Origin of the sequence: uncultured Thermanaerothrix sp. (genome assembly GCF_938028735.1) — a bacterium.
Classification (GTDB): Bacteria; Chloroflexota; Anaerolineae; order Anaerolineales; family Anaerolineaceae; genus Thermanaerothrix.
In genome coordinates this window covers 179,739-201,907 of sequence record NZ_CALIMF010000014.1, presented here as the reverse complement: position 1 = coordinate 201,907, position 22,169 = coordinate 179,739, and the positions used below count along the sequence as shown (strand labels likewise).

Annotated in this window: 22 protein-coding genes and 1 tRNA gene; 5 read left to right on the top strand and 18 right to left on the bottom strand. The window is 51.6% G+C overall.

Annotated elements, in window-relative coordinates:
* Window positions 1–13 precede the first annotated feature (13 nt).
* Complete coding sequence (locus Q0721_RS08685; RefSeq protein ID WP_299028375.1) at window positions 14–421, bottom strand: ATP-binding protein; 408 nt, start codon at window positions 419–421, stop codon at window positions 14–16.
* A gap of 19 nt (window positions 422–440) precedes the next feature.
* Window positions 441–776, bottom strand: coding sequence for an STAS domain-containing protein (locus tag Q0721_RS08680; protein ID WP_299028373.1), 336 nt, complete (start codon window positions 774–776; stop codon window positions 441–443).
* A gap of 222 nt (window positions 777–998) precedes the next feature.
* Here Q0721_RS08680 and Q0721_RS08675 point away from each other — a divergent pair, with 222 nt between their 5' ends.
* Together Q0721_RS08675 and Q0721_RS08670 are read left to right on the top strand one after the other, a co-directional pair.
* On the top strand, window positions 999–1,736 hold the full coding sequence (locus tag Q0721_RS08675) for a LysM peptidoglycan-binding domain-containing protein (protein WP_299028371.1): 738 nt from the start codon (window positions 999–1,001) through the stop codon (window positions 1,734–1,736).
* 147 nt (window positions 1,737–1,883) lie between these two features.
* Window positions 1,884–3,248, top strand: a complete 1,365-nt coding sequence (locus Q0721_RS08670) for a hypothetical protein (RefSeq protein ID WP_299028369.1) — start codon at window positions 1,884–1,886, stop codon at window positions 3,246–3,248.
* Here Q0721_RS08670 and Q0721_RS08665 read toward each other — a convergent pair.
* The 5 genes from Q0721_RS08665 to Q0721_RS08645 all read right to left on the bottom strand — a co-directional run bounded on the left by Q0721_RS08665 (window position 3,240) and on the right by Q0721_RS08645 (window position 8,765).
* Window positions 3,240–4,508 (bottom strand): MFS transporter, encoded by a 1,269-nt coding sequence (locus Q0721_RS08665; protein ID WP_299028367.1) that lies wholly within the window; start codon window positions 4,506–4,508, stop codon window positions 3,240–3,242. The genes Q0721_RS08670 and Q0721_RS08665 overlap by 9 nt on opposite strands.
* Before the next feature lie 95 nt (window positions 4,509–4,603).
* Window positions 4,604–4,837 (bottom strand): hypothetical protein, encoded by a 234-nt coding sequence (locus Q0721_RS08660; protein WP_299028364.1) that lies wholly within the window; start codon window positions 4,835–4,837, stop codon window positions 4,604–4,606.
* 28 nt (window positions 4,838–4,865) lie between these two features.
* Window positions 4,866–5,285 (bottom strand): vitamin K epoxide reductase family protein, encoded by a 420-nt coding sequence (locus Q0721_RS08655; RefSeq protein WP_299028361.1) that lies wholly within the window; start codon window positions 5,283–5,285, stop codon window positions 4,866–4,868.
* A 7-nt stretch (window positions 5,286–5,292) separates the two neighbouring features.
* Window positions 5,293–6,546 (bottom strand): gephyrin-like molybdotransferase Glp, encoded by a 1,254-nt coding sequence (gene glp, locus Q0721_RS08650; protein ID WP_299028358.1) that lies wholly within the window; start codon window positions 6,544–6,546, stop codon window positions 5,293–5,295.
* A 23-nt stretch (window positions 6,547–6,569) separates the two neighbouring features.
* Window positions 6,570–8,765 (bottom strand): bifunctional (p)ppGpp synthetase/guanosine-3',5'-bis(diphosphate) 3'-pyrophosphohydrolase, encoded by a 2,196-nt coding sequence (locus Q0721_RS08645; protein ID WP_299028355.1) that lies wholly within the window; start codon window positions 8,763–8,765, stop codon window positions 6,570–6,572.
* 267 nt (window positions 8,766–9,032) lie between these two features.
* Between Q0721_RS08645 and pfkA the strand changes: the two genes are divergently transcribed.
* Entirely contained in the window at window positions 9,033–10,001 is a 969-nt protein-coding gene (pfkA, locus tag Q0721_RS08640) for a 6-phosphofructokinase (RefSeq protein ID WP_299028352.1), read from the top strand.
* Between the two features lie 33 nt (window positions 10,002–10,034).
* On the opposite strand, the gene prfB is transcribed toward pfkA, so the two are convergent.
* From prfB to Q0721_RS08605, 7 genes are all read right to left on the bottom strand, one after another.
* Window positions 10,035–11,148, bottom strand: a protein-coding gene (gene prfB / locus Q0721_RS08635) for a peptide chain release factor 2 (protein WP_299028349.1) whose coding sequence is annotated in 2 segments (ribosomal slippage) — window positions 10,035–11,081 and window positions 11,083–11,148 — 1,113 coding nt in all. Because the reading frame shifts where the segments join, the coding sequence is not laid out codon by codon here.
* A 15-nt stretch (window positions 11,149–11,163) separates the two neighbouring features.
* The gene (gene ftsY, locus Q0721_RS08630; RefSeq protein WP_299028345.1) at window positions 11,164–12,075 is read right to left on the bottom strand and encodes a signal recognition particle-docking protein FtsY; all 912 of its coding nucleotides are present in this window, start codon (window positions 12,073–12,075) and stop codon (window positions 11,164–11,166) included.
* A gap of 18 nt (window positions 12,076–12,093) precedes the next feature.
* On the bottom strand, window positions 12,094–13,164 hold the full coding sequence (gene rlmN, locus Q0721_RS08625) for a 23S rRNA (adenine(2503)-C(2))-methyltransferase RlmN (protein ID WP_299028342.1): 1,071 nt from the start codon (window positions 13,162–13,164) through the stop codon (window positions 12,094–12,096).
* The gene (locus tag Q0721_RS08620; RefSeq protein ID WP_299028340.1) at window positions 13,164–13,961 is read right to left on the bottom strand and encodes an HAD-IIA family hydrolase; all 798 of its coding nucleotides are present in this window, start codon (window positions 13,959–13,961) and stop codon (window positions 13,164–13,166) included. Before Q0721_RS08620 ends, rlmN begins: the two co-directional genes overlap by 1 nt.
* 96 nt (window positions 13,962–14,057) lie before the next feature.
* On the bottom strand, window positions 14,058–14,663 hold the full coding sequence (locus Q0721_RS08615; RefSeq protein WP_299028337.1) for an ATP-dependent Clp protease proteolytic subunit: 606 nt from the start codon (window positions 14,661–14,663) through the stop codon (window positions 14,058–14,060).
* A gap of 22 nt (window positions 14,664–14,685) precedes the next feature.
* Window positions 14,686–16,176: a trigger factor gene (gene tig / locus Q0721_RS08610; RefSeq protein WP_299028334.1), complete on the bottom strand. Its 1,491-nt coding sequence runs from the start codon at window positions 16,174–16,176 to the stop codon at window positions 14,686–14,688.
* A gap of 39 nt (window positions 16,177–16,215) precedes the next feature.
* A tRNA-Leu gene (locus tag Q0721_RS08605) sits at window positions 16,216–16,300 on the bottom strand.
* Window positions 16,301–16,479: 179 nt separating this feature from the next.
* Between Q0721_RS08605 and Q0721_RS08600 the strand changes: the two genes are divergently transcribed.
* On the top strand, window positions 16,480–16,911 hold the full coding sequence (locus Q0721_RS08600; protein ID WP_299028331.1) for a hypothetical protein: 432 nt from the start codon (window positions 16,480–16,482) through the stop codon (window positions 16,909–16,911).
* Window positions 16,912–16,975: 64 nt separating this feature from the next.
* Here Q0721_RS08600 and ftsH read toward each other — a convergent pair whose 3' ends face one another.
* Complete coding sequence (ftsH, locus tag Q0721_RS08595) at window positions 16,976–18,835, bottom strand: ATP-dependent zinc metalloprotease FtsH (RefSeq protein WP_299028328.1); 1,860 nt, start codon at window positions 18,833–18,835, stop codon at window positions 16,976–16,978.
* 182 nt (window positions 18,836–19,017) lie between these two features.
* On the opposite strand from ftsH, the gene Q0721_RS08590 reads away from it, so the two are divergent.
* Window positions 19,018–19,935: a hypothetical protein gene (locus Q0721_RS08590; RefSeq protein ID WP_299028325.1), complete on the top strand. Its 918-nt coding sequence runs from the start codon at window positions 19,018–19,020 to the stop codon at window positions 19,933–19,935.
* Here the strand turns inward: Q0721_RS08590 and Q0721_RS08585 are convergent.
* From Q0721_RS08585 to efp, 3 genes are read right to left on the bottom strand one after another with little or no spacing between them, the layout of a single operon-like run.
* Entirely contained in the window at window positions 19,932–21,152 is a 1,221-nt protein-coding gene (locus Q0721_RS08585; RefSeq protein WP_299028320.1) for a DinB family protein, read from the bottom strand. The two genes, Q0721_RS08590 and Q0721_RS08585, sit on opposite strands and share 4 nt — an antisense overlap.
* Window positions 21,130–21,483 (bottom strand): hypothetical protein, encoded by a 354-nt coding sequence (locus tag Q0721_RS08580; protein WP_299028316.1) that lies wholly within the window; start codon window positions 21,481–21,483, stop codon window positions 21,130–21,132. Before Q0721_RS08580 ends, Q0721_RS08585 begins: the two co-directional genes overlap by 23 nt.
* A gap of 35 nt (window positions 21,484–21,518) precedes the next feature.
* Window positions 21,519–22,082: an elongation factor P gene (efp, locus tag Q0721_RS08575; protein ID WP_299028313.1), complete on the bottom strand. Its 564-nt coding sequence runs from the start codon at window positions 22,080–22,082 to the stop codon at window positions 21,519–21,521.
* Window positions 22,083–22,169: the final 87 nt, after the last annotated feature.

The window sequence follows — 22,169 nt, the reverse complement described above, 5'->3', positions numbered from 1 at the left end:
AGGGCATGCATTCCTATTTCTTGCGTTTTATCATAGTTAGTGTGTTGGTGCCTTCGCTGAAGTCGAAGTGAACTTCGTCCATCCATTGGTAAATGAAATAAAGTCCCAATCCATGGTTACGGCGCTTCTTAAGGGGAGCATCTCGCCGAGGGGGACGGACTTTCTTGGGGTCAAAGGGTTTACCGTGGTCACGCAGCCTGATGATCAGCGAGTTGGCCTCAATCATGTATTCTAATTCAATCTCACCTCGCCCTTCCCCGCCGTAAGCATGCTCAATGATATTACTGCAGGCTTCATCAACGGCCATTTCAACCGTGTAAGCGTCTAGAGAACTAAGTCCCAGTTCCTGCGTGGCTTGGCGGACTAAAGCGGCAATTTGGGCCAGGCTTTCATATCGCCCTGGAAATGTAAACTTAGGCATTAGTGCATCAACATGCGGTTCAAACATTCGCCACGGCTGAGACCACGTCGGGATAAAGCTTGAACAACGTGGTAAAGCCCGCAAGATCAAGAGCAGCCTTGATATTCTCGGGAACGTTGGCCAACACGACTTCTCCGCGATTGTAACGGCGGCAGATCTTCTGGGTGCTGATCAGCGCTCTTAGCCCTGCGCTTGAGATGAATTGCAGATCTTCCATGTCGAGCACAATGCGGTAACGCCCCGAATTGGTGATTTGCTTAAGTTTCTCCTCAAAATCGGGTGCACTAGCGCTGTCTAATCGCCCTTTCACCTTAATGAGATCGCAACGCTTATAGGCGGTATGTTCGATTTCCATGATTGAAAGCCTCCACATAATACATATCTAGGTGAGTTGCTTCAAAAGATTATATCATGAGCCATTTGATGCTAGGGTGACTGTGCGACACCAAGGAAAAGGGGACAAATTGTACCTGCGTATTTTTTGGTAGAATTACTTTAGCACTTGACAGCGATAAGGTAATTTGCTTTGGCCTGTAAATAGGCAACTGACTCTTTATGTAGAGAAAAGGACACAACCATGGCTGGAAAGCAATCTCCCCAAAACGTTATCGAGGCATATCGCCGGCGTCAGCAGATGATGCCTTTTATCATTTGGGGGTTGGCTATCGTGCTGGTCGTTGTTGGGGTGATCATTCTGATTGTCTCGTTAACGGGACCTAACCGCAGCGGTCTGCTGGCCCTTTTTGCTTCACCGACCCCTTCTGCCACAGCAACCTTAACGCCAACTCCTACTCAGCCCACTCCTACGCCCTCCAACACTCCAACCATTACCGAAACGCCGCTTCCCACTGAGACCCCTACGCCCAGCGCCCCGTTCGAATACACGGTGCAAGAGAGAGATACGTGTTACGATTTGGCAATCAAGTACAACGTTGATTTGCTGGTTCTTTTGGCGATCAATAACTTTCCTTTAGATCAGTGCCCGATTCGGGTGGGGGACAAGATTCTGATTCCAGTCCCCGGTCAGACCCTTCCTACAGCAACACCCTTGCCAACTAATCTGCCGCGGGGTACTCGTATTGAGTATTATGTGGTTGCCAATGACACGCTCGATCTGATTGCCGCGCGATTCAACAGCACGGTGGACGCTATCATGCGGGAGAACAAGATTGAGGATAAGAACAAGATATTTGTGGGGCAAAAGCTCATAATTCCAGTCAACATTGTAACCCCGACACCCACCCGTGCCCCTACCAGCACACCCGCGGGAACCATATTCCCTACCCTTACTCCAACGGTTACTCCCAGTCCATGACCTTATTGGAATAGGTGGGGCATTTTCTGGGCTAAGAGCCGGGAATATGAGCCTCCTGTTTTCCTGTAGAGGGGCAGGATGGATCGTGAAAATTGATATAGTGCATGTATTGATTTGACCTGACAGGGTGTTCCCAAAAGGGCTAATATGATCTTCTTCAACCGTCGAGATAGGGTGGTTCTGGCTGTTTCATTAATAATAACCGGGGGAGTGGTCTGGTTTTTGGCAGGTGTATCTCGCTCCGAGGCGATGCCACAACTTCGCTCAGTCGCAGGGGGAGAAATCGGGCAAAGGGGACCCATCGTATTGGAATTTCCCGGCAAAGTTAGTGAACCAAGTGTGGAATCAGCCTGGCATTTGGAGCCCGCCACTCAGGGGTATTTCGAATGGCGGGAAAGGCAGCTATGGTTCTGGCCAGTTACCAGTTTTGAACCCGGCCAAACCTATTCTCTGGAATTGAGAGCGGGGTGGAGTTACGCAGATGGTATCCGCGTTACTCAGGCGTTGCGGTTTACATTCAGGGTGCGGGAGCCGCTTCTTCTCTATTTGGGAAATCCAAACGAATCCCCCGAGGTTTCTAGCGTTACCCTGGATGGACAAGTAACCCAACGCCTGACCAACACCTCTGGACGGGTGGTGGAATTTGCTGCCTCACCTGATGGGGAGTCTATTGTGTTTAGCGTTCGTAATGATCAGGGAGGTATTGATCTAGGGGTAGTTAATCGCCAGGGCCAAAACCAGCGTATCCTGGTGGCTTGTGGTCAGGATCGCTGCCATGAGCCGGCCTGGACACCGGACGGTAAGTGGATCACCTTTGTGCGTTTTGGAGCTGACCAAAAAGGGCAACAAAGTTCCGCGCTATGGGGTTACGATTTTGCTAAAGGGCGGGCGATCCAATTGGTAAGTGCGCCGGGTTTAGTCCCAACCCTGCCCACTTGGTCGCCTGACGGGAACTACTTGGCAATTTATGATAAGGGAGCCCTGGGGATTCGCGTCATTGGCAGAGAGGATCGGACAGTTGCCGTGATCCCGACTAATGTTAGCCAATCACCACACTGGTTGTGGGACAGTCAACGCCTGTTTTTTGTGATAGAGCAGGGGGATACCCTTTTGCCATATCGTTCGGCTTATCTGGCTGATCTGACGATACAGACCACGCGTCACCTTTTTTCTGCAACTCAAGAGATCTGGGATGTGAGCACGCCTGCCGAATCCCCTGATGGTCAATGGGTCGTTGTCGGCAAACGGGTTCTCAATGGTCCGGTGGGTAAACAACTTTGGCTGATACCGATGGAATCCCTAGATACCGGGGAGGGTGCTATTCCTATTACCACAGAGGCGATTTTCAGCACGGCCGCTTACCGGTGGGAGCCGGCCGGGCGTGGATTGGCATATCAGCGTTATGATCTCACTTCCTCGGATGCGGTTCCCCAGATCGTGATCTGGTGGCGTGATAGGCTGCAGAACCAAGTAGTGGCGGTTGATGGAGCCTTTCCGGAATGGCTACCCTGAGGTGGAATTTGCAGTAATGGACTGACCGCGTTCTGGAGATTGGACGAAGAAGTGAAGTACTGCCAAGGCAATTAGACCGAGACACGTAGACGCTGCAAATGTGGCCGGATAGCCCCACTGATCGGCCAACCATCCGCCTACCAAAGGAGATAAAGCTGCTGCTGGGGCAATTAGTGTGTTGGCTAAGCCCACGTAGGTAGGACGCTGAGACTCCTGCCCAAACTCTAGGGTGATGGCTAGACCGATGGCCCAAAAAACGGTGTTGGCAATGCCGGTTAGGATCATAACTAGGTAAAACCAGCTCAGGGCAGGGGCAAACCATGCCAGTAGTGCGCTCAAAACGACCGCAAGGGCGCCCAGCTCAAGCACTGGTTGACGTTTCCAACGGTCTGCCAGCCAGCCCAAGAGGGGATTGGCAATCACCTGGGTAATGAACAGGACGCTAGTCATGATACCGGCTTCGAATTTGCCCATTCCGCGCTCCTGGACCGCATATACCATATAGAAGGCAAATGCCATCATGGAGAACTGAAAAAGAATTCTTCCAACCAAGTACCAAGTGAAAGATTTATCGCAAGTAAGAATTTTGCGTACCTCTGCCCAGAAGGCTTTTGTATCTCTTGGATTGGTCTCAACGTAATGTTCGGGTTCGCGAGTCAGGCTGATGAAGAAATAAGAGAGCCCCATCATCAGCGAGGCCAAAAGGAAGCATAGGGCAAAATTGCCCGGAAAAACCAGGCGTTCCAGAATCAAGCCAGCCAAAGCCGCCCCGGCACTGCCTAACAAATTTGCCGCTGCTGATTGCAATCCAAAAAAGGTGGCGCGGTACTCGGAGGGAATGATCTTTCCGATCATGTTCTGCCACGCGTTAGCGGTCAGGCCTCCTCCCAAGCCCTGCCAGGTTAGCAAAAAGAAAGAGAGCCAGAGGGTAGTAGTTTTTCCCAGCGTGGGGCTAAGCCAAGCGACCAGGCTGAGAAATACAAAAGGAATACGCTCATGGATGGTCATGAAAAGCACCCATGGTTTGAAGCGGTTCAGTGCTTGGACTCTTTGGGCAGTAAAGAGTTGAGGTAGTTGCCACCCCACAACATGAATGGCGGGGACTAGGCCAACCAATACTGCTGAGTCGCTCATAGTGGCAATGAAGAGGGGGAGAACTGTGGAAAGAGAGGCAAAGCCAAAAGCAAAGCCAAAAAAGCCCCCGTCCAGCAAGTTGACCCAAAAATTAAAGCGAAAATGCCTTCGGATTTCAGCGTCCATGGTCACTCATTTAAGGTTATACACCAAAAACCCCGGCGTTTCTCCCGGGGTCTTGGATGGGAAGGTTTATTTACTTGGGAGTTTCCCGGAGCGGCTCAGAATTCTTCTTCGTCATCCAGCCACTCTTCTTCCTCTTCTTCTTCCAACTCTTCCAGATCCTCCCATTCTTCGAGTTCTTCCTCCTCTTCCCATTCCTCCTCAGCCGGGGTTTCGGCGGTGGGAGAGTAAGTCAGGCATCCTGAGTCGGGGTCAAGTTCAATGAGCGCTGCGCTACAATACCCTTCATCCAGGAATGCACAATCAATGTAATGGCAACGAATTTTGGGCATGTATTTTTCCTCCTCTTTGATGTTGCCCTCATGCCTTTGCCAGTCGAACGATGGCAATTACGAATAAAAGCCCCATGACAATCGCCGAAAGCAGGCAGAACGGGCAAATCGCTTTTATAATCGCAAATTCCAGGTAAGTCAAGTAGGCTGAATAACCTGTCCCGGCTAAGGTTACGCCAAAAAGGATCAAACTCGTGTTTTCCTGCCAGTGGGGCATTCGTTGCTCAACGAAAAGCAGTCCCAGGATGGTCAGATAAGCCAATGCCCCTAGCAAGGCAATGGGTATACCCATGATTTCGGAATAGCGGCTGTTATTGACAATATCACAGTTACCGAAACCAGGCAGGCAGAGAGCTTCAGTGTGGCTAATCTTAATCCAGGTTAGATAGAGCGAGTCTATCAAGCCGATCAGGCCAAGGATGAGGATGGATAGCCGTAAGCGTTTCAAGAGTGCCTCATTGTCCGAGGAAGTTTTCTAAGGGCCATATCTCTACCTCGCTTCCTGCGGCGATGGATTTTACCCCCGCGGGGACAATCAGTATGGCATTTGCTTGAACCAGCCCATAGAGATTTCCAGATCCCTGATGTCCAGCCAGACGCACTAAGCGTTCCCCCCTTTCATGGCGCACAATGGCCCGTAAATAGCTCTTGCGTCCATCCGACTCAACAGCGTGCTCAAGAGTGGCCTTGAGCACCGGCACTGGCGCGGATGGAAGACCTGCCATGCGATAAATGGCCGGGCGGACAAACACCAGAAACCCCACAAAGGCAGAGACAGGATTACCTGGTAAGCTCAAGACAGGTACTCCGCGGTACTTTCCAAAAAGGAGTGGTTTCCCCGGTCGTATGTTAACACGCCAAAGGTGCACCTCTCCTTCCCGTTCCATGAGCCCTCGTACGTGATCGTAAGTCCCTACGCTAACACCCCCCGAAGAAAGGAGCAGATTGGCTCTCTTTTCCACTGCTGTATTCAGCACAATATGGACGGCGTCTAGTGTATCGGCTACTATGCCCAGATCCACCGCTTCGCCTCCGGTTTGCTCAATTAGAACCCTTAACATGAGGCGGTTAGAATCGTAGATTTTGCCTGGAGTTAGCGGAGAGCCAGGAGGAAGGAGTTCGTCCCCTGAAGAAAACAGAGCAATCCGCGGCCGGCCATGCACCTCAACCTTGGACATCCCTAAAGCGGCCAGCAATCCAAGATCCTGAGGGCGTAAACGATGACCAGCAGCAAAAACGAGCTGACCTTGAGTAAGATCTTGGCCCTTGGGACGTATGTTGTCGCCTGGTCTTACCGGGGTGAAGATGCGAACGATGGATGGGGGTTGATGAGCAACCTTTTGGAAAGAAAGGTTGGTATGTTCCACCGGCACAACGGCGTCAGCGCCATCGGGCAAGGGTGCACCGGTCATAATCTGGGCGGCGCATCCTGCCGAAAGGGGGATGTGGGGGAAAACGCCAGCCGGTATATCGGCAATGACGGTTAATTCGACGGGGTGTTCGGGTGAAGCCGTACTCACATCCGCGGCCCTAACTGCAAAACCATCCACACTGCTGTTGGCAAAGGGAGGCAAATCGAGGGGCGCCACAATGGGCCTGGCTAGCACCCGCCCTAGCGCTTGGTCAAGGGGGATTGTTTCAGGAGGAAGTGGCTTAAGTTGATCAAGGATGCGTTCGATAACTTCTTCCACCGATAACAAAACTGCCACGGCGATTTACCTCCGCTGAGGGGCTACTCGATCAAACGTCGGGCTTCCATAATATTTGGCAGATTTTCGATGCGGTTAAGTACCCGGCTGAGGTGTACGATATCCTTGATCTCAATAATGGCTCGAATCGAGGCCAAGTTATGGGTAACACGCGTGCTGAGGTTGAGCACGTTGGCTTTTTCGTCCCCAAAGATTTTGGAGATGTCGCTTAACAGGCCCTGACGATCATAGGCCTTGATTTCGATGGTTACTGGGTAAGTGCGCTGGGTTTCACCCCAGGTAACTTTTACGATTCGTTCTCTTTCTTGAATGCGCAAGAAATTCGGACAGTCGCGGCGGTGAATGGTTACACCACGCCCACGCGTAATATAACCCATAATTTCGTCCCCAGGCAAGGGCTTGCAGCAACGCGCAAAATTGATTAGCAAGCCCTTGACTCCCAACACCGAAATTTCGGCGCCACCTTCTGGGGGTTTGGGCTCGCGGGTGGGCGCCTGGACCAGCAGAGGATCCTTCTTGGGTGAGATATCACTAATGCGGTTAATCACTCGCCCTAAGGGAATGTCTCCGCATCCGATGGCTACGTAAAGGTCATCGGCGCTGCGAAATTCAAAGGATTGTGCCAGCTTCTCCACATCCACATCTTTGATGCCCAGGCGAGTGAGCTCTTTTTCGAGCATTGCCCGACCTTGGTGGATATTTTGCTCGCGATCCTGGTGTTTGAACCAGGCGCGGATCTTTGAAATGGCACGCTGGGTCTTGACTAAGCCTAACGCAGGGTTGAGCCAATCGCGACTGGGGCCTCCCTGTTTGGCAGTCAAAATCTCGACTTGATCCCCTGTCTTGAGTGTGTAATCAAGCGAAACCAATTTGCCGTTGACTTTGGCGCCCCGGCAACGATGGCCGATTTCAGTGTGAATGTAGTAAGCAAAATCGATCGGTGTAGAACCAGCCGGCAGATCCACGATATCCCCACGTGGGGTGAAAACGTACACTCGATCCTGAAAAATATCACTTTTTAGCCCATCTACAAACTCTTGGGCATCCATGACCTCTTGGCGCCATTCACTAAGTGTTTTGCGCAACCAGTTGATTCGTTGTTCATAAAGTTCATCGCGTGGGCTGCGTTCCTTGTAGCGCCAGTGAGCGGCAATACCATATTCTGCGTTTTGGTGCATTTCGTAGGTGCGAATTTGAACTTCAAGCGGCTTACCATCATCATAAATGACGGCCGTATGAAGGGATTGATAGAAGTTATCCTTAGGGGCTGCAATGTAATCATCAAATTCCTGAGGGATGGGACGCCAATGCCCATGAATGACGCCGAGAGCAGCGTAGCAGGTGGCCTTATCTTCAACCAGCAGACGAACACCCCGAAGATCACGTACCATATCAAAAGTTTTACCGCGATCTACCATTTTGCGGTAAATGGAATAGATGTGTTTGGGACGCCCGGTGACCTCGGCTTTAATTCCGTTTTCTTCCAGCACTTTTTTTAGGCGGGCGATGATTTGCTGGATCTCGCGCTCACGGTCTTCGCGTCGTTCCGCCAGTTTTTCGGCGATTTCGCGGTACTTTTCAGGATTGACGTAGCGGAACGCCAGGTCTTCCAGTTCCCACTTGATTTGCCAAATTCCCAGACGGTTGGCCAGCGGCGCAAAGATATCCAGCGTCTGCTGGGCAATGCGCCGACGTTCTTCCTCTGGAAGATACCCCAGGGTGCGCATGTTATGCAACCGGTCGGCTAACTTAATCAGGACGATGCGAATATCATCTCCCATCGCTAGGAAGACTTTTCGCAGCGTCTCGTTTGTCAAATCGGTGCGCCTGGAGCGGGGGTAGGTGCTGATTTCTGCGGAACTTTCACCTTCACGGGTGGGCTTTTCATCTGCCGAGATGCGGGGCAGATTAGATAGTTTAGTCACTCCGTCCACCAGATGAGCGACTTCATCGCCAAACTCTCTTCGTAGGTCATCTAGGGTTACATGGGTGTCCTCAACGGTATCATGAAGTAAAGCGGCCATTATCATGACTGGCGGTACCTGAAGCTCGGCCAGAATGGCAGCGACCTCTACGCAGTGCGTGATATATGGCTCACCTGAAGCACGTTTTTGACCACGGTGGGCTTCTTCTGCGAAGCGATACGCCCGCAGGATGAGTTCACGTTCTACCAACGTGTAACTCTGTGGCAGGCGTTCCATAAGCGATTCAATTTTCATGTCCAACTCGTCCGCGCCAATAGTTCGGCCAATCATACCTTTAAGCGCCTGTTTCTGATAAAGTGGATACCTGCGAAATGCCGTCTGATCTGGGTGATAGTATACTCCCTCTACGTAGCGAAAAGCAAGAGCGTAAAAACCTCGGGTCATTATATGTCACAGGATGTTCAGACTGGATCAGTTTGTTCTATAGTGAGGCCGGCACTCTTATGTTAAAATCAGCATCGTTATGCATCTTATTTTCGCTGCAATAATTCGGAGGGATTCATGAAGCGGATTGCAGTTCTGACAAGTGGGGGGGATGCTCCCGGGATGAATGCGGCCATCCGGGCAGTGGTACGCACCAGCATTTATCGTGGGTGGGAAGTGTATGGGGTCCAACTGGGCTACCAAGGCCTCATTGACGGCAAAGTCGTTCCCCTTTCAGCCCGAGATGTGGGGGGCATTATTCAGCGGGGTGGGACAATTCTAGGCAGTGCCCGGTCCTTGGAATTCAAGACCAAGGCTGGCCAACTTAAGGCGATTCGCACACTCAATCAGCATGGGATTGATGCCCTGGTAGTGATCGGTGGAAACGGTTCCCAAACTGGTTCCTATGCTCTTCATAGCCTGGGGTTTCCAGTGGTGGGTGTGGCTTCCACCATTGATAATGATCTTTACGGTTCGGATATCACAATTGGCGTGGATACTGCTCTGAACATTGCTTTGGAGGCCATTGATCGGCTCAAGACCACGGCTTCTTCCCATCAGCGGGCTTTCTTAGTTGAAGTTATGGGACGTGATTGTGGTTATCTGGCGCTTATGTCCGCCATTGCAGGGGGGGCAGAGGCTGTCGTGATCCCTGAAGTGGAGGTAGACCCGGAGGAAATTGCTCAGCGGTTAATCCGTGCGTATGAACGGGGCAAAGCTCACGCGCTCGTGGTCGTTGCAGAAGGTGCCCGCTATAATGCCGAGGGGCTGGCCGAATATTTCAAACAACATCACGAACGGTTGGGGTTTGACTTAAGAGTCACGATCCTGGGGCATGTGCAGCGCGGGGGAAACCCCAGCGCTTATGATCGCATTTTGGCCAGTCGGCTAGGTGCGGGCGCCACTGAGACGATTGAACGGGGTGAGACAGGCGTACTAGTTGGGCTGGTCCAGGGGGAAGTGACCACAACGCCATTGGAACAGGTTGTCAATACCAAGAAGCCTCTGGATTTGCGGCTATTCGAACTGGCGAAGGTGTTGGATTAACGATACGGGCGCCGATTCAGGCGCCCGTTCTTATTATGACGATGGGGTGGGGATGTGATGAGGGCGGACATTTTGACGCAAATAGGCTTCAATGAAGCCATCAATTTCCCCATCTAGGACCGCTTGAGTATTGCCCACTTCGTAATTGGTACGGTGGTCTTTGACCATTTGGTAGGGATGCAAGACGTAAGAGCGGATCTGATTGCCCCATTCGGCCTTTTTGTATTCGCCACGTAATTCAGCCAGTTTACGTTCCTGCTCTTCTTGCTTGAGGGCAGCCAGCCGAGCGCGAAGTACCCGCATCGCGTTTTCACGATTCTGCAATTGGGAGCGCTCATTTTGGCAACTTACAACAATTCCAGTCGGCAGGTGGGTGATCCGCACCGCTGTGGCATTTTTCTGGACGTTCTGTCCACCCGCACTGGACGAACGATAGATGTCAATGCGCAAATCATTGGGGTTGATGACGACATCCTCGCTATCTGAGGCAATTTCGGGAAGCACTTCTACCTGAGCAAATGAGGTATGACGGCGATGTGCAGCATCGAAGGGCGAGAGGCGTACTAGGCGATGGACACCTTTTTCGGCTTTCAGGTAGCCGTAGGCATTCCTTCCACTGATTGCCATGGTCACGCTCTTAATGCCGGCCTCTTCGCCTTCAGAGTAGTCAAGGATCTCTACGTCGTACCCGTGACGTTCAGCCCAGCGCAGGTACATGCGTTGAAGCATGGCGGCCCAATCCTGGGCATCAACCCCTCCGGCGCCCGCATGGATCGCCAGAATAGCATTGCCGCGGTCATAGGGCCCTGAAAGGAGAGTATTCAATTCACGCTGCTCAAGGTCTCGTTCCAGATCTTCAACCTCTTGTTCAATTTCGGGACGCAGCGATTCATCCTCTAATTGAGCCAGATCGAGCAGGTCCTGGACGCGTGCGCTTAGCCGGTCCCATGATTCGATCTCCTCTTTGACTTCAGTCAATTGTTTCATCGTGCGTTGAGCGCGAGTTAGATCATCCCATAGGGTAGGATCCTCGCTGATTTTTTGTAGGTTTTCTAGATCAACTCGTTTCTTGTCCAGGTCAAAGATGCACCTGCAGGTCATGGATTCGACGCTTGATTTCTTCTAATCGTTCAATCAAATCCTGCATGTTCGCCTCCTATAGTTAACCTTCTAGAATACCTTGAACAAATGCTTCGGGGTCAAATCTGTCGAGATCTTCGGGTTTCTCGCCCAGACCCACAAAAAGTATTGGGATACCAAGCGTGCGTTGGATAGCGAAGGCCATACCACCGCGAGCAGAAGAATCCAGCTTAGCGAGGATAATCCCGTTAACGCTGACTGCATCCTTAAAGGCACGAGCCTGTTGAAGGGCATTTTGCCCGGTGGTCGCATCAAGCACCAGCCAAACGGCGTGGGGAGCGCCGGGGAGGGCTTTGCCAACCACGCGATACACCTTCTTAAGTTCTTCCATAAGGTTGTAGCGGGTGTGCAATCGCCCCGCGGTATCTATCAGAACAATATCCACTTTGCGCGCAAGGGCGGCCTGGATACCGTCATAAGCCACTGCCCCGGGGTCTGCATTAGGTTGACCCGCTACGATGGGAAGTTCCAAGCGCTCTGCCCACACCTGAAGTTGGTCAATTGCCGCTGCCCGGAAAGTATCTGCGGCCACCAAAAGGACCTTTTTGTTGTGTTGTTTGAACCAGCGGGCCAGTTTGGCGATGGTTGTGGTTTTCCCAGAACCGTTGACCCCAACGATGAGAATGACTGCAGGTTGATATGAATCAAGATTTATGGGCGGGGGTTCGTCCAAGCGTTTGAGTAATTCCTCTTTCAAAGCCTGCTGCAGTTCACTCGTTCGGGTTAGCCCTTGCTGGTGTACACGCTGGCGTAAGGCTACTATAATCTCCTGGCTAGTTTCCACTCCCATATCCGCCTGCAGGAGTAGGGCTTCCAGGTCGTCCCATGTGTTGGCATCAATTTCACTAACGCCTAAAAGAACGGCTAGGCGACCAAATGTGGCCCTACGGGTGCGTTCCAGTCCTTGTTTCCATTTATTTATAAAGTCAACCATAGCGCGTAGATTATATCATTACTGAGATAGGGAATTATGCAAGGTAGCAAGTTGCCCGCAGCCCGCTTGTATGTCTATCCCTCGTCGGATGCGCACGGTGCAAGGAATACCGTGGCGCTCCAGTTCGGCTTTGAACGCATTGGCGCGTTCACGTGTGCTCCCCGTGCCAGAATAACGCCGTGTGGGGTTGAGGGGGATCACATTCACGTGACAGAGGAGGCCCTTGAGCAGCGCTGCCAGTTCACGAGCCGTTTCTACCGAATCGTTCACGTCTTGGATCAGTGCCCACTCAAATGTGATGCGGCGTCCGGTCTGGGCAACATAATCTCGACACGCTGCCAACACCTCCTGAATGGGATATTTGCGGTTGATGGGAAGCAGGCTATTGCGCACTTCATCTCGCGTAGCATGCAGACTGATAGCAAGATTGACCTGGCGTTTCTCAGTTGCGAAGCGTCGGATGGCTGGCACCAGTCCAACTGTTGAGATGGTAAAACGCCTGGCCCCAAGATTCATGCCCAGGGGGTGGTTGAGGTTGTCAATGGCTTTCATGGTAGCCTCGTAATTGTGGAAAGGTTCCCCCATGCCCATGATTACAATATTAGTCACCTCTTCGCCTTCCTGGCGCAACAGGCGGGCATAATATAACACCTGCTCTGTGATTTCGCCGGGAGAGAGGTGACGCTTGAAGCCCATTTGTCCGGTGGCGCAGAAGACACACCCCATGGCACAACCGACTTGCGTGGAGATACAAAGGGTGTTGCGACGTTCATAGCGCATGAGAACCGCTTCGATAGCCAAGCCATCGGGCAACTGAAAAAGGGTCTTGGTCGTATTACCATCGCTTGAGTGCAATGAGGTTACCGGTATAAGGTGGCTGAACGTGAATTCCTCCTCGAGCCTCTGGCGCAGGGCTTTAGGCAAAGGGCTAAACTGGGAGGAAGCGTTCCACAATTGTTGATACAAGCCCCGCCAGATTTGTTCGGCACGATAGGTCGGTTCACCCCATGCCTGGACAATTTTCTCTAATTCAGGCAATGAGAGATCGAGGATAAACACTTTTTGAGGAGAAGTTATTGTTTGTGTCATCACTCTTTTTCTAGCCCAATTAGATGTGCCAACGTAGGGGCGATCAGGTCAGGCGGGGGTGACCAATGCTCAGCTTCTTCAGCAGTGCTGACTCCACTCAAAACCAGGGCGGTGCGCATTCCTGCTTGTTGACCACCGAGTATGTCGGTATCCAGGCGATCACCCACTACTAAGGTTTCGGCTGGAGTGGCATTAAGCCGTTCCAACGCCACACGAAAGAGGGTGGGGAAAGGTTTCCCCACAATAACTGGTTTGACATCACTGGCGGCTTCAAGCGCAGCCAGCACAGTGCCGGCACCAGGAATCAATCCTTCCGGGCTGGGGTAAGTGCGATCAGGGTTAGTACCAATAAAAGGCACGCCTTGCCGAATCAGCAGTGTGGCTTTGCGCAATTTGTTATAAGTGAGTTGCCGGTCCAGACCGGCCACAACCGCAATGACCTGACCATCCTCAACTGGATAGAACCCATACTGGGCCAAGGCGTGGCGCAGACCCTCTTCACCTACCAAAAAAACGGGTCCTCCCCGAGGAAATTGCTGGTGGAGAAAATATGCCGTGGCCTCGGCTGAGGTGACAACCATTTCTGCGGTAAAAGCAACTCCAAAACCCATGAGCTTTTGGCAATACTGCTCGGCGGTGCGCGTGGCGTTGTTAGTGGCTAAAGCCACTCGTAGCCCCTGAGCCTTGAGGGTCTCGAAAATACGTGGCAGATCGCCAATTGGCTGATTGCCTCGCCAGAGGACGCCATCCATGTCGAGGATCAAGGCTTGCACAGGGGGATGAAGTGTTTTAATCATAGGTGTTCTCCGACAGAGCAAGCCGGACAGCAACAGCTATCCGGCTCGCGAGGTGACATCATCGAGAAAGAGAAACCGCGGTGGTGTTGCCTATCCTTATTTTTCGGGGGGGGTCAACACCTGATCCACAATCCCATATTCCACTGCTTGGTAGGCATCGAGATAGAAATCCCGCTCTGTATCACGCTCAATGACTTCGAGGGGCTGGCCGGTGCACTCTGCCAGAATCTGATTGAGCTGCGATTTGAGGCGTAGAATCTCGCGAGCCTGGATTTCAATGTCGGAAGCTTGGCCCTGCGCACCACCTAGAGGCTGGTGCATGTGGATAGTGGCATGCGGTAGTGCATAGCGTTGCCCCTTGGTACCTGCAGCCAGCAACACGGTGCCGAAAGAAGCCGTGACACCAACCGCCACGGTGCTGATCTTGTTGGGGATCATCTTCATAGTGTCATAAATGGCCAAACCGGCGTAAATTTGCCCTCCTGGAGAATTGATGTACATCTGAATGCCCTTTTCGGGATCTTCGCGGCTCAGGTAGAGTAATTGGGCAACAATCAGGTTGGCTACCTGATCGTCAATAGGCGTACCGACGAAGATGATTCGCTCTTTGAGCAGAAGCGAATAAATATCGTAAGCACGTTCACCCCGGGCCGAAGATTCAATCACCATTGGGATGATGAGGTCAAAATTGTTCAAACTCATAAGGCTCCCTACTCTTTCTTCTTCAAGATTCTGACTTTTTCGTATCTACATTAGATTCTACCCTATCTGCTTCTAGTTTGGCAGTCTCTGTAACAGCCTCGGCCTGGGGAATGGGCGGGTTGTTTGTTGGAGTTTCACCAGTGGATTCAGACATGGACGTGTTCTCATCAGAGACCCGAACGTCCATCTTCTCAATCTGCCCACTGGCAATGGCTTTGAGGCGCTCAATCAACTCGCTGACCAGTTCATTGCTGAGGCGGCGCTCTAATTCCACAGAAACACGATTGCCCAACCGTTTTTGCTCGCGTTTGGGAAGACGCGAGATGTCTCCAACCAGGCTTTCAACGGCCCGCTGGTAGGCTTCTTGGGATAGCTGAATATTCTCCTGTTGAATGAGTTTATCCACCAGGAGGCGGCGTTCTAATGCTTGAATTGCAGCGGGGCGGATGGTTTCGTTGATGAAAGTCTGGGGATCCTTGTTTGTGATGCGCAGATAAGATTCGAGATTAAGTCCGTAATTGCGGAGTTCCGCTTCCCAACGCGTGAGTTGGCGTGAGATTTCTTCTTCGACGAGTTGTGGGGGGTACTTGAGAGTGGCTTGTTCACGGATGCGATTCAGCATTTTTTCAGCCAGTTCACTATCGGCCTCAGCCCGATGGCTGGCCTCCAGAGACGTGCGCACACGTTTGCGAAGATCATCCACAGAGTTTAACTCTGGAAACACCGATTGGACAAATTCATCTGTGAGTTCGGGAACACTTAACTGTTTGACGCTTTGCACTACAACTCGGTACACGACCTTTTTGCCTCGCAGGTTCTCCTGCTCCCAGTCTTGTGGAAACTCATGGACAAAGGAGGTTTCCTGCTCTGCGGTTAGGCCAACCAAATGGGCTGAGAAACCTGGGAAAGGGCGTTCCGTTTCGGGCTTCCTTCCAATAAGGTACTCTGCTGCTTCAGGTTCAGAAAAGTTCGAGGGTGTTTCTTCACCTTCCAGGACAGCCCACTGGTATTTAACGTATACGACATCCCCGTCTTGGGCTGGTCGATCCACCGGCTCTGCCACTGCGTTAGCAAGCAGAATATTTTGAATGTATTCCTCTACCTCTTCCTCAGAAACTACCGCTGTTTCGGATTCGACGCGGATCTTATGATAATCGCCCAATTCTACAACGGGCTCTAATGGCACCACAAAAGCCAGGCGCAGGGGTTCGCGGCTTAGAATATTTTCCAAGCGCCCCGGCGCACCTGGGTTGACTTCGGCGGTCTTCAGCATATCCCCGTATTTGTCGTCAATGAGCATTTCGATGGCCAGTTCCTCGATGGCTTCGTTCCCCACAGTTCGACGTACCATCTCTAGAGGGGCTTTGCCTGGGCGGAAGCCAGGAATACGTACCCTTTCGCCCAATTTCCTGGTTGCTTTACGCTTATAGTCCTCCCAAACCTCAGGCTCAAACTCAGCCACAATGTAGACCTGATGGTCATCACGTTGTGTTTTTTCGATGATGTTTACCACCTATTTGTCATCCTTTCGCATTGCATAGTCTTTTCGCTTTGGTGGGGAAGGCGGGACTCGAACCCGCACGCCTTGCGGCACGTGATCCTAAGTCACGCCTGTCTGCCAGTTCCAGCACTTCCCCTGACTGACGAAATTATAAGCAGAACTAACCTTTGCGTCAATGACCCGTTCGTTAGAGCGGACTGCGCGTGTGATTTTGAAGTCACCATAAGTCGGCTTGATCACATGTCTTTTCTTTTGGAAAATAAAGGCTATAATCTGAGCCAATTGACAATCCAGTAGCGAGCCTTTGGAGGATCATTGAGTCGAGTTATTCAGACGGACAGTGTGGGCAAACAGCGTCAAACTCTGGTGAGAGCACTGGCATTGGCGGTACGTGAACTAATGCGCCAAGGGACAATTAATGCACAGACACGGGATTTAGTGGCTTTCCTGGTGCTAGCAATGGAAGAGATTGCCCAAAATATTGATGAGACGGTCAAAGCTTGGGAGAAGCGCGGCTATTGGCTTAAGGCCGATCGTTTTCGATTGGATTGGGAGTGGACCCAGGTTGTGAGTCGTCGTTTACGACAGGCACTCGCCGAAGAGGACTGGGAGGGGATTGTGCCTTTGGTTGGCGAAGTGGCTTCTAGGGTCGGTCATGTCCAGATCCCTGTGCGTCATCGTTTAGGGGAACCCTGGAGAGGAGCCTGGGAAAAGCTGCAGTCAAAGCCTCGACCTCTTCTGAGATGAATATGAGATGAATAAAAAGAGTGCTTGCTCGAGCAAGCACTCTGCATGATGCTCGTCAAGTGAACTAATAGTTGGAGACCATGCTGGGAATACCGCTGTGTTTGGGCACCGGCGGAGGGAAGATGGCTTCGAATTCTTCCCGTGAAAGCGTCTCAACTTCTAACAAGCGCTGGGCAACTGCATCCAGTTTGTCGCGATACTGAATAAGCAACTGGCGTGCCTTTTGATAGGCTTCATTGACCAGACGACGCACTTCACGATCAATTTGCTCGGCTACGGCTTCTGAGTAATCGCGCTGCTCGGCAATTTCACGACCCAGGAAGATTAACTCCTCTTTCTGTCCATATACCATGGGCCCAAGCTCCTCGCTCATGCCCAGACGCGTTACCATCATCCGTGCCAGTTGGGTCACCCGTTCCAGATCATTGCCAGCACCGGAGGTGATGTCGTCAAACACCAGTTCCTCTGCCGCTCGTCCGCCCAATAGCCCTACCATCTCGGCAATCAGTTTTTTCCGCGGCATCAGAGTGCGATCTTCTTGCGGTAGCGAAAGTGTATAGCCAGCGGCCATTCCACGCGCAATAATAGACACTTTCTGCACTGGGTCGGCTTCAGGCAAGGCGTTCATGACGACGGCATGGCCCGCCTCATGGTAAGCGATGATACGTTTTTCTTCTTGGCTAATCAGACGGCTCTTACGTTCTGGACCAGCGATTACGCGTTCAATGGCCTCTTCAAATTCGGCCATAGAAATGCTTTTACGATTGCGGCGCGCTGCCAGAATAGCAGCCTCATTGACCAGGTTTTCCAAATCAGCGCCCACGAAGCCGGGCGTGGCACGTGCCAGGATGGAAAGATCTACATCACTATCCAGGGGCTTCCCTTTGACATGAACCCGCAATATGGCCTCTCGCCCACGCACGTCTGGGCGATCAAGGACCACACGACGGTCAAAGCGCCCAGGACGAAGGAGTGCAGGATCAAGGATGTCAGGGCGATTCGTGGCGGCCATAATGATGATATTGGTGTCGGTATCGAAACCATCCATCTCAACTAACAACTGGTTAAGCGTCTGCTCGCGCTCATCGTGGCTGCCACCAAGCCCTGCGCCGCGTTGACGTCCTACTGCGTCGATTTCATCCACAAACACGATACATGGGGAATGTCGCTTAGCCTGGTCAAATAGATCGCGCACTCGGCTCGCGCCCACACCGACGAACATCTCTACAAATTCGGAACCGGAGATTGAGAAGAAGGGTACACCTGCTTCACCGGAAACGGCTTTGGCTAAAAGGGTCTTCCCAGTACCAGGAGGGCCCACCAGAAGCACGCCCTTAGGAATTCGAGCACCCAAGGCGATAAACTTCTGCGGTTCACGTAGAAACTCAACCACCTCTTTCAACTCTTCTTTTGCCTCATCTACGCCCGCTACATCTGCAAATGTTACGGTAGGGTGATCGCCCGTAAACATACGTGCGCGTGACTTGCCAAAAGACATGGCAGCATTGTTGGTGCCCTGAGCTTGTCGAAAGATGAAGAAGAAAGCCCCAATCAGGAGGATGAAGGGAAGGATGTACCCTAATGCTGTAACAACTCCCAACCATGGGCTTGGAGGCTTGATGATGATGCTGATGTTGTTGGGATGCAGTTGTTCCTGGGTTACGCCCAGGTTGAGCAATTGCTCAACCAGTGTGGCGTTTGCCTCCTTGGTCGAGATGGCTTCTGTCAGGTCCTTGTATACGACGCGCAAGCGATTCTCGTTCTCCTCAATCTTGCTAACGCGGCCCTGCTTAATGTCCTCGGCTAACTGATTGATAGAAACTTCAGAGGTGCTTCCCCGCTGACTGAAGTTGTAGACCACCATGACAATGATGGCTACAAACAGTAGCAGGTAAATGATGTAGGATTGGTTTCGTGAATTCACACTGACCTCCGTCAGTTCTTAAACCTGTAAGGTTTATATGCATAAGATGATTTTCTGGTGGAATTATACCAATCTCGACACCAAGATACCAGGATTTATAAAGTTCGTTTAGGCTATCATATAGACTTTGACAAGCCGGATGCGTTTGGATATACTCAAGATACCCAGAGGAGGAGAAAAAGATGCTTGAGGAGAATGTTGGGTCGCGGGGTGTTGGGGTGGAAAATTCACCAGATGTTGTCCAGCCGGATGTTTCTTCAGGAAACTTAACCAGCGAATTAGCTAACCCCGACTCCCCTGGCAGTGAATGGCCGGTAACTCTTCGCGAAGTTTCCAGAGCAACGGACAAGGTAAGTGAATGGCATGAATTATTTGAGCGAAACTTTATAGATCGTGTGGATGGAGTCCGGGATAGTATCCGATCCACCGTCAACAACCCGCAAAAGGCGGTGACTTTTCTTGATCTTCTGGAAAAGGCTCAGAACCTGTTTGGTCAGGGTAGTGAGTACTATGAAGAGGCTGAGCGCCTATTAAGTGAAGTGGAATACTACCTTGCTTTTATGGAAAGGGTGAGAAGGGCTTCGCAGAGGGTTGGATTTCCACTGTTTCTTTACGAGATCTTTTGGTTTAGCGTGTTAGCCTGGGGAGTGCTTCAGATCAATCTAGCGCCAACCTACGAGGTTATTCGGAATGCCAGTCCCATCGCAGAGGTTAACCTGGTTCACTTGCTAAGCAGTCTGATTTGGGGCGGACTGGGTGGGGTGGTGGGAGCGCTTTATGCGTTGTGGAAGCACGTAGCCAAAGAGCAGGATTTTGATCCTCAGTATACTATGTGGTATCTCACCAATCCTGTTTTGGGGGTTATGTTAGGAGGGTTTGTCTTTCTTGTTATTCAAGCAGGTTTCTTCTCTTTGACTGCAGGGATTGAGCCTGGGTTTAATATTCGCTCCGCTTTTGTTATTTATGTGTTGGCATGGATCTCCGGTTTTAAGCAAAATGTGGTTTACGAGATCGTACGCCGTATTCTGGATGTCTTCCGTGTGGAAACCCCAGTCCAAACCTCGGGGGTCAGCACCGGGGGCGAGGCGGAACGGAGTTAAGAGGAGTAATGTCGCATTACCTGGTCTATGGTGTTGCCGATTTGGCGAATGTGTGTGCGGTCGTGGGTCACCACAAATTCCATAATTTCCTGGAGGGTGGTGGGACCAAAGATGGCGTGGCGGGCCGAGCGTTGCCAATCGGCGGGAGAGAGAGTTTCAAGGCGCTCAAGCATCATTGTGCGCACTGCCATGAAATCTTCTAGGGCTTGGAGGCCGTTCTGAGCGTGATAGTTTCGCACCTCGGCCCAGCTATCGGTGTTCACCCCAGGAACGAAAGGATTTTCATCGCTTAACAGAAGATCTAACCGCTGTAAGTTGACTTCAGCGTCAACATCTCTTAAGTGGCAAATAATTTCGTTGATTGCCCATTCTTGGGGGGCGGGGCGCTTTGTCCAGAGGGGTGGGATTAGAGTACGAGTCAGGTTCTCGATGGCGGCTGGAGTGGCTGCCAGCGCTGCCATAATAGCCGAGGGGGACTTGATCTCCGGGCTCCTGACCGCTTTTTCTATCTCATTCAGCCAATCCATAACCCCAGAAAGGGGACCTTGGCAACTCAAGGGGTGTTTTTGTATCGAACTAGGATGAGAAGATGTATTCACCCAATAGGTTGGCAGTCCAAGTGCCTCAGCCGGGAGGATATCCTCCTCAGCGCTGTTTCCAATCATGACTACGCTCCCCTCAGGCCACTGCAGGGTGGCTAGGATCTCAGCCAGGAAGGCTGGATTGGGTTTGCAAAAGTGGAAGGTCTCATAATCGGGTATCAGGGTGAAAAGGTAAATTTCAGGTGGAAGCAGGGCCCACCGTAGGCGTTCTAGAATGGCTACACGTGGAAAGAGTGGGTTGGTGGCTACGACCACTCGGTGACCTCTGGCCATAGCCCTTTCCACGAGTTCAACCGCTTCTGGACGTGGTTGGGTATAAGTGCGCAGGGAAGGAAAGACATTGGCGTAAAAGTCGTGGATTGGTTGTTCAAGCAAGGCTTGGGATACACCCAAGGCGGGGTAAAAATGCGCGTCAAAGGTGGATTTCAGTGTTCCCCGAGGCGACTTCTTCCGATACAAAGCATGCGTGGCTGTCAGGAGTTGTTCTATTAGCTTCTTGGGCGGAACATAACGCTTGAGATGCTCAGCTAGAGCCTTAAGATAGGCTTGCTGAAATAACTCGGCATTGTTGATTAAGAGAGTGTCATCAAGATCAATCAGAAGGGTCAGTGTCATTGGTAATGTTCAGAAAGGATAAGGGTATTGGATGGCACTCGCCACAGCCAACCTCAGGATGGTCAACCTCCTGGCGAACTTTCTGACAGAAGGCACTTACGTGCACCCGTTTGCGCAACCCCAGCCAGTGGCGTTCTACTCTGGCATGGATGACCAGATGTTCACAAGCGTTGGCCTGGGTGATGCGGGGCACCGGACACGTGCGGCATAAAGCAGGTGTCCAGTTATCGGGGGGTGCGGCTGGGCCGATCAGACGACATTCTTCCTGGGTACGACCGCGGTAATAATTTCCGTAGAAAAAGGGACACTCGGTCCCGGCTGGGGTACGCATAGGGGTTACAGAGTCATAATGCCTTGGAAGGCTTTTCAAGATTGGACACGCGTCACATATTCCCCAGTACGGGTATCTACACGGATGACATCACCCACTTCCACAAACGCTGGAACCTGGATTTGCATGCCAGTTTCAACTGTGACCGTTTTCGTCACACCTGTTGCTGTATCGCCTTTCACAGCTATCTCTGCCTGAGTGACTTCAAGATCTACCGTAGTAGGGAGTTCAATATCCAGCGGCTCGTTGTTGTAGAAGGTGAGTTTCACTTCCAGATTCTCCTTCAGGAAACCCGCGGATTCGCCGAGGATTTCAGCTCGAATGGGGTACTGCTCAAAGGTTTCCGTATCCATAAAGTAGTAAGTGTCCCCATCGTTGTAGAGATATTGCGCCGTATGATAATCCAGGCGAATATCTTGCACGCGCTCCCCTGAGACGAACGTTTTCTCAATGGTGGCACCTGAACGGAGATTACGGGCTTTAATGCGAATGATAGCGTTCCCGCGCCCTGGCTTGTGGTGATGGTATTCTAGTACTTTATAAAGATTACCGTCGAGTTCGAATGTAACACCTTTGCGAAGATCACTTACGTCAATCATGATGAGAACTCCCTTTGTATCTGGTGGCTAACTTTTCGGAGCGGATTATAGCGCATGGAATAAGGCTTGACAAGTCGGAGCCATGGT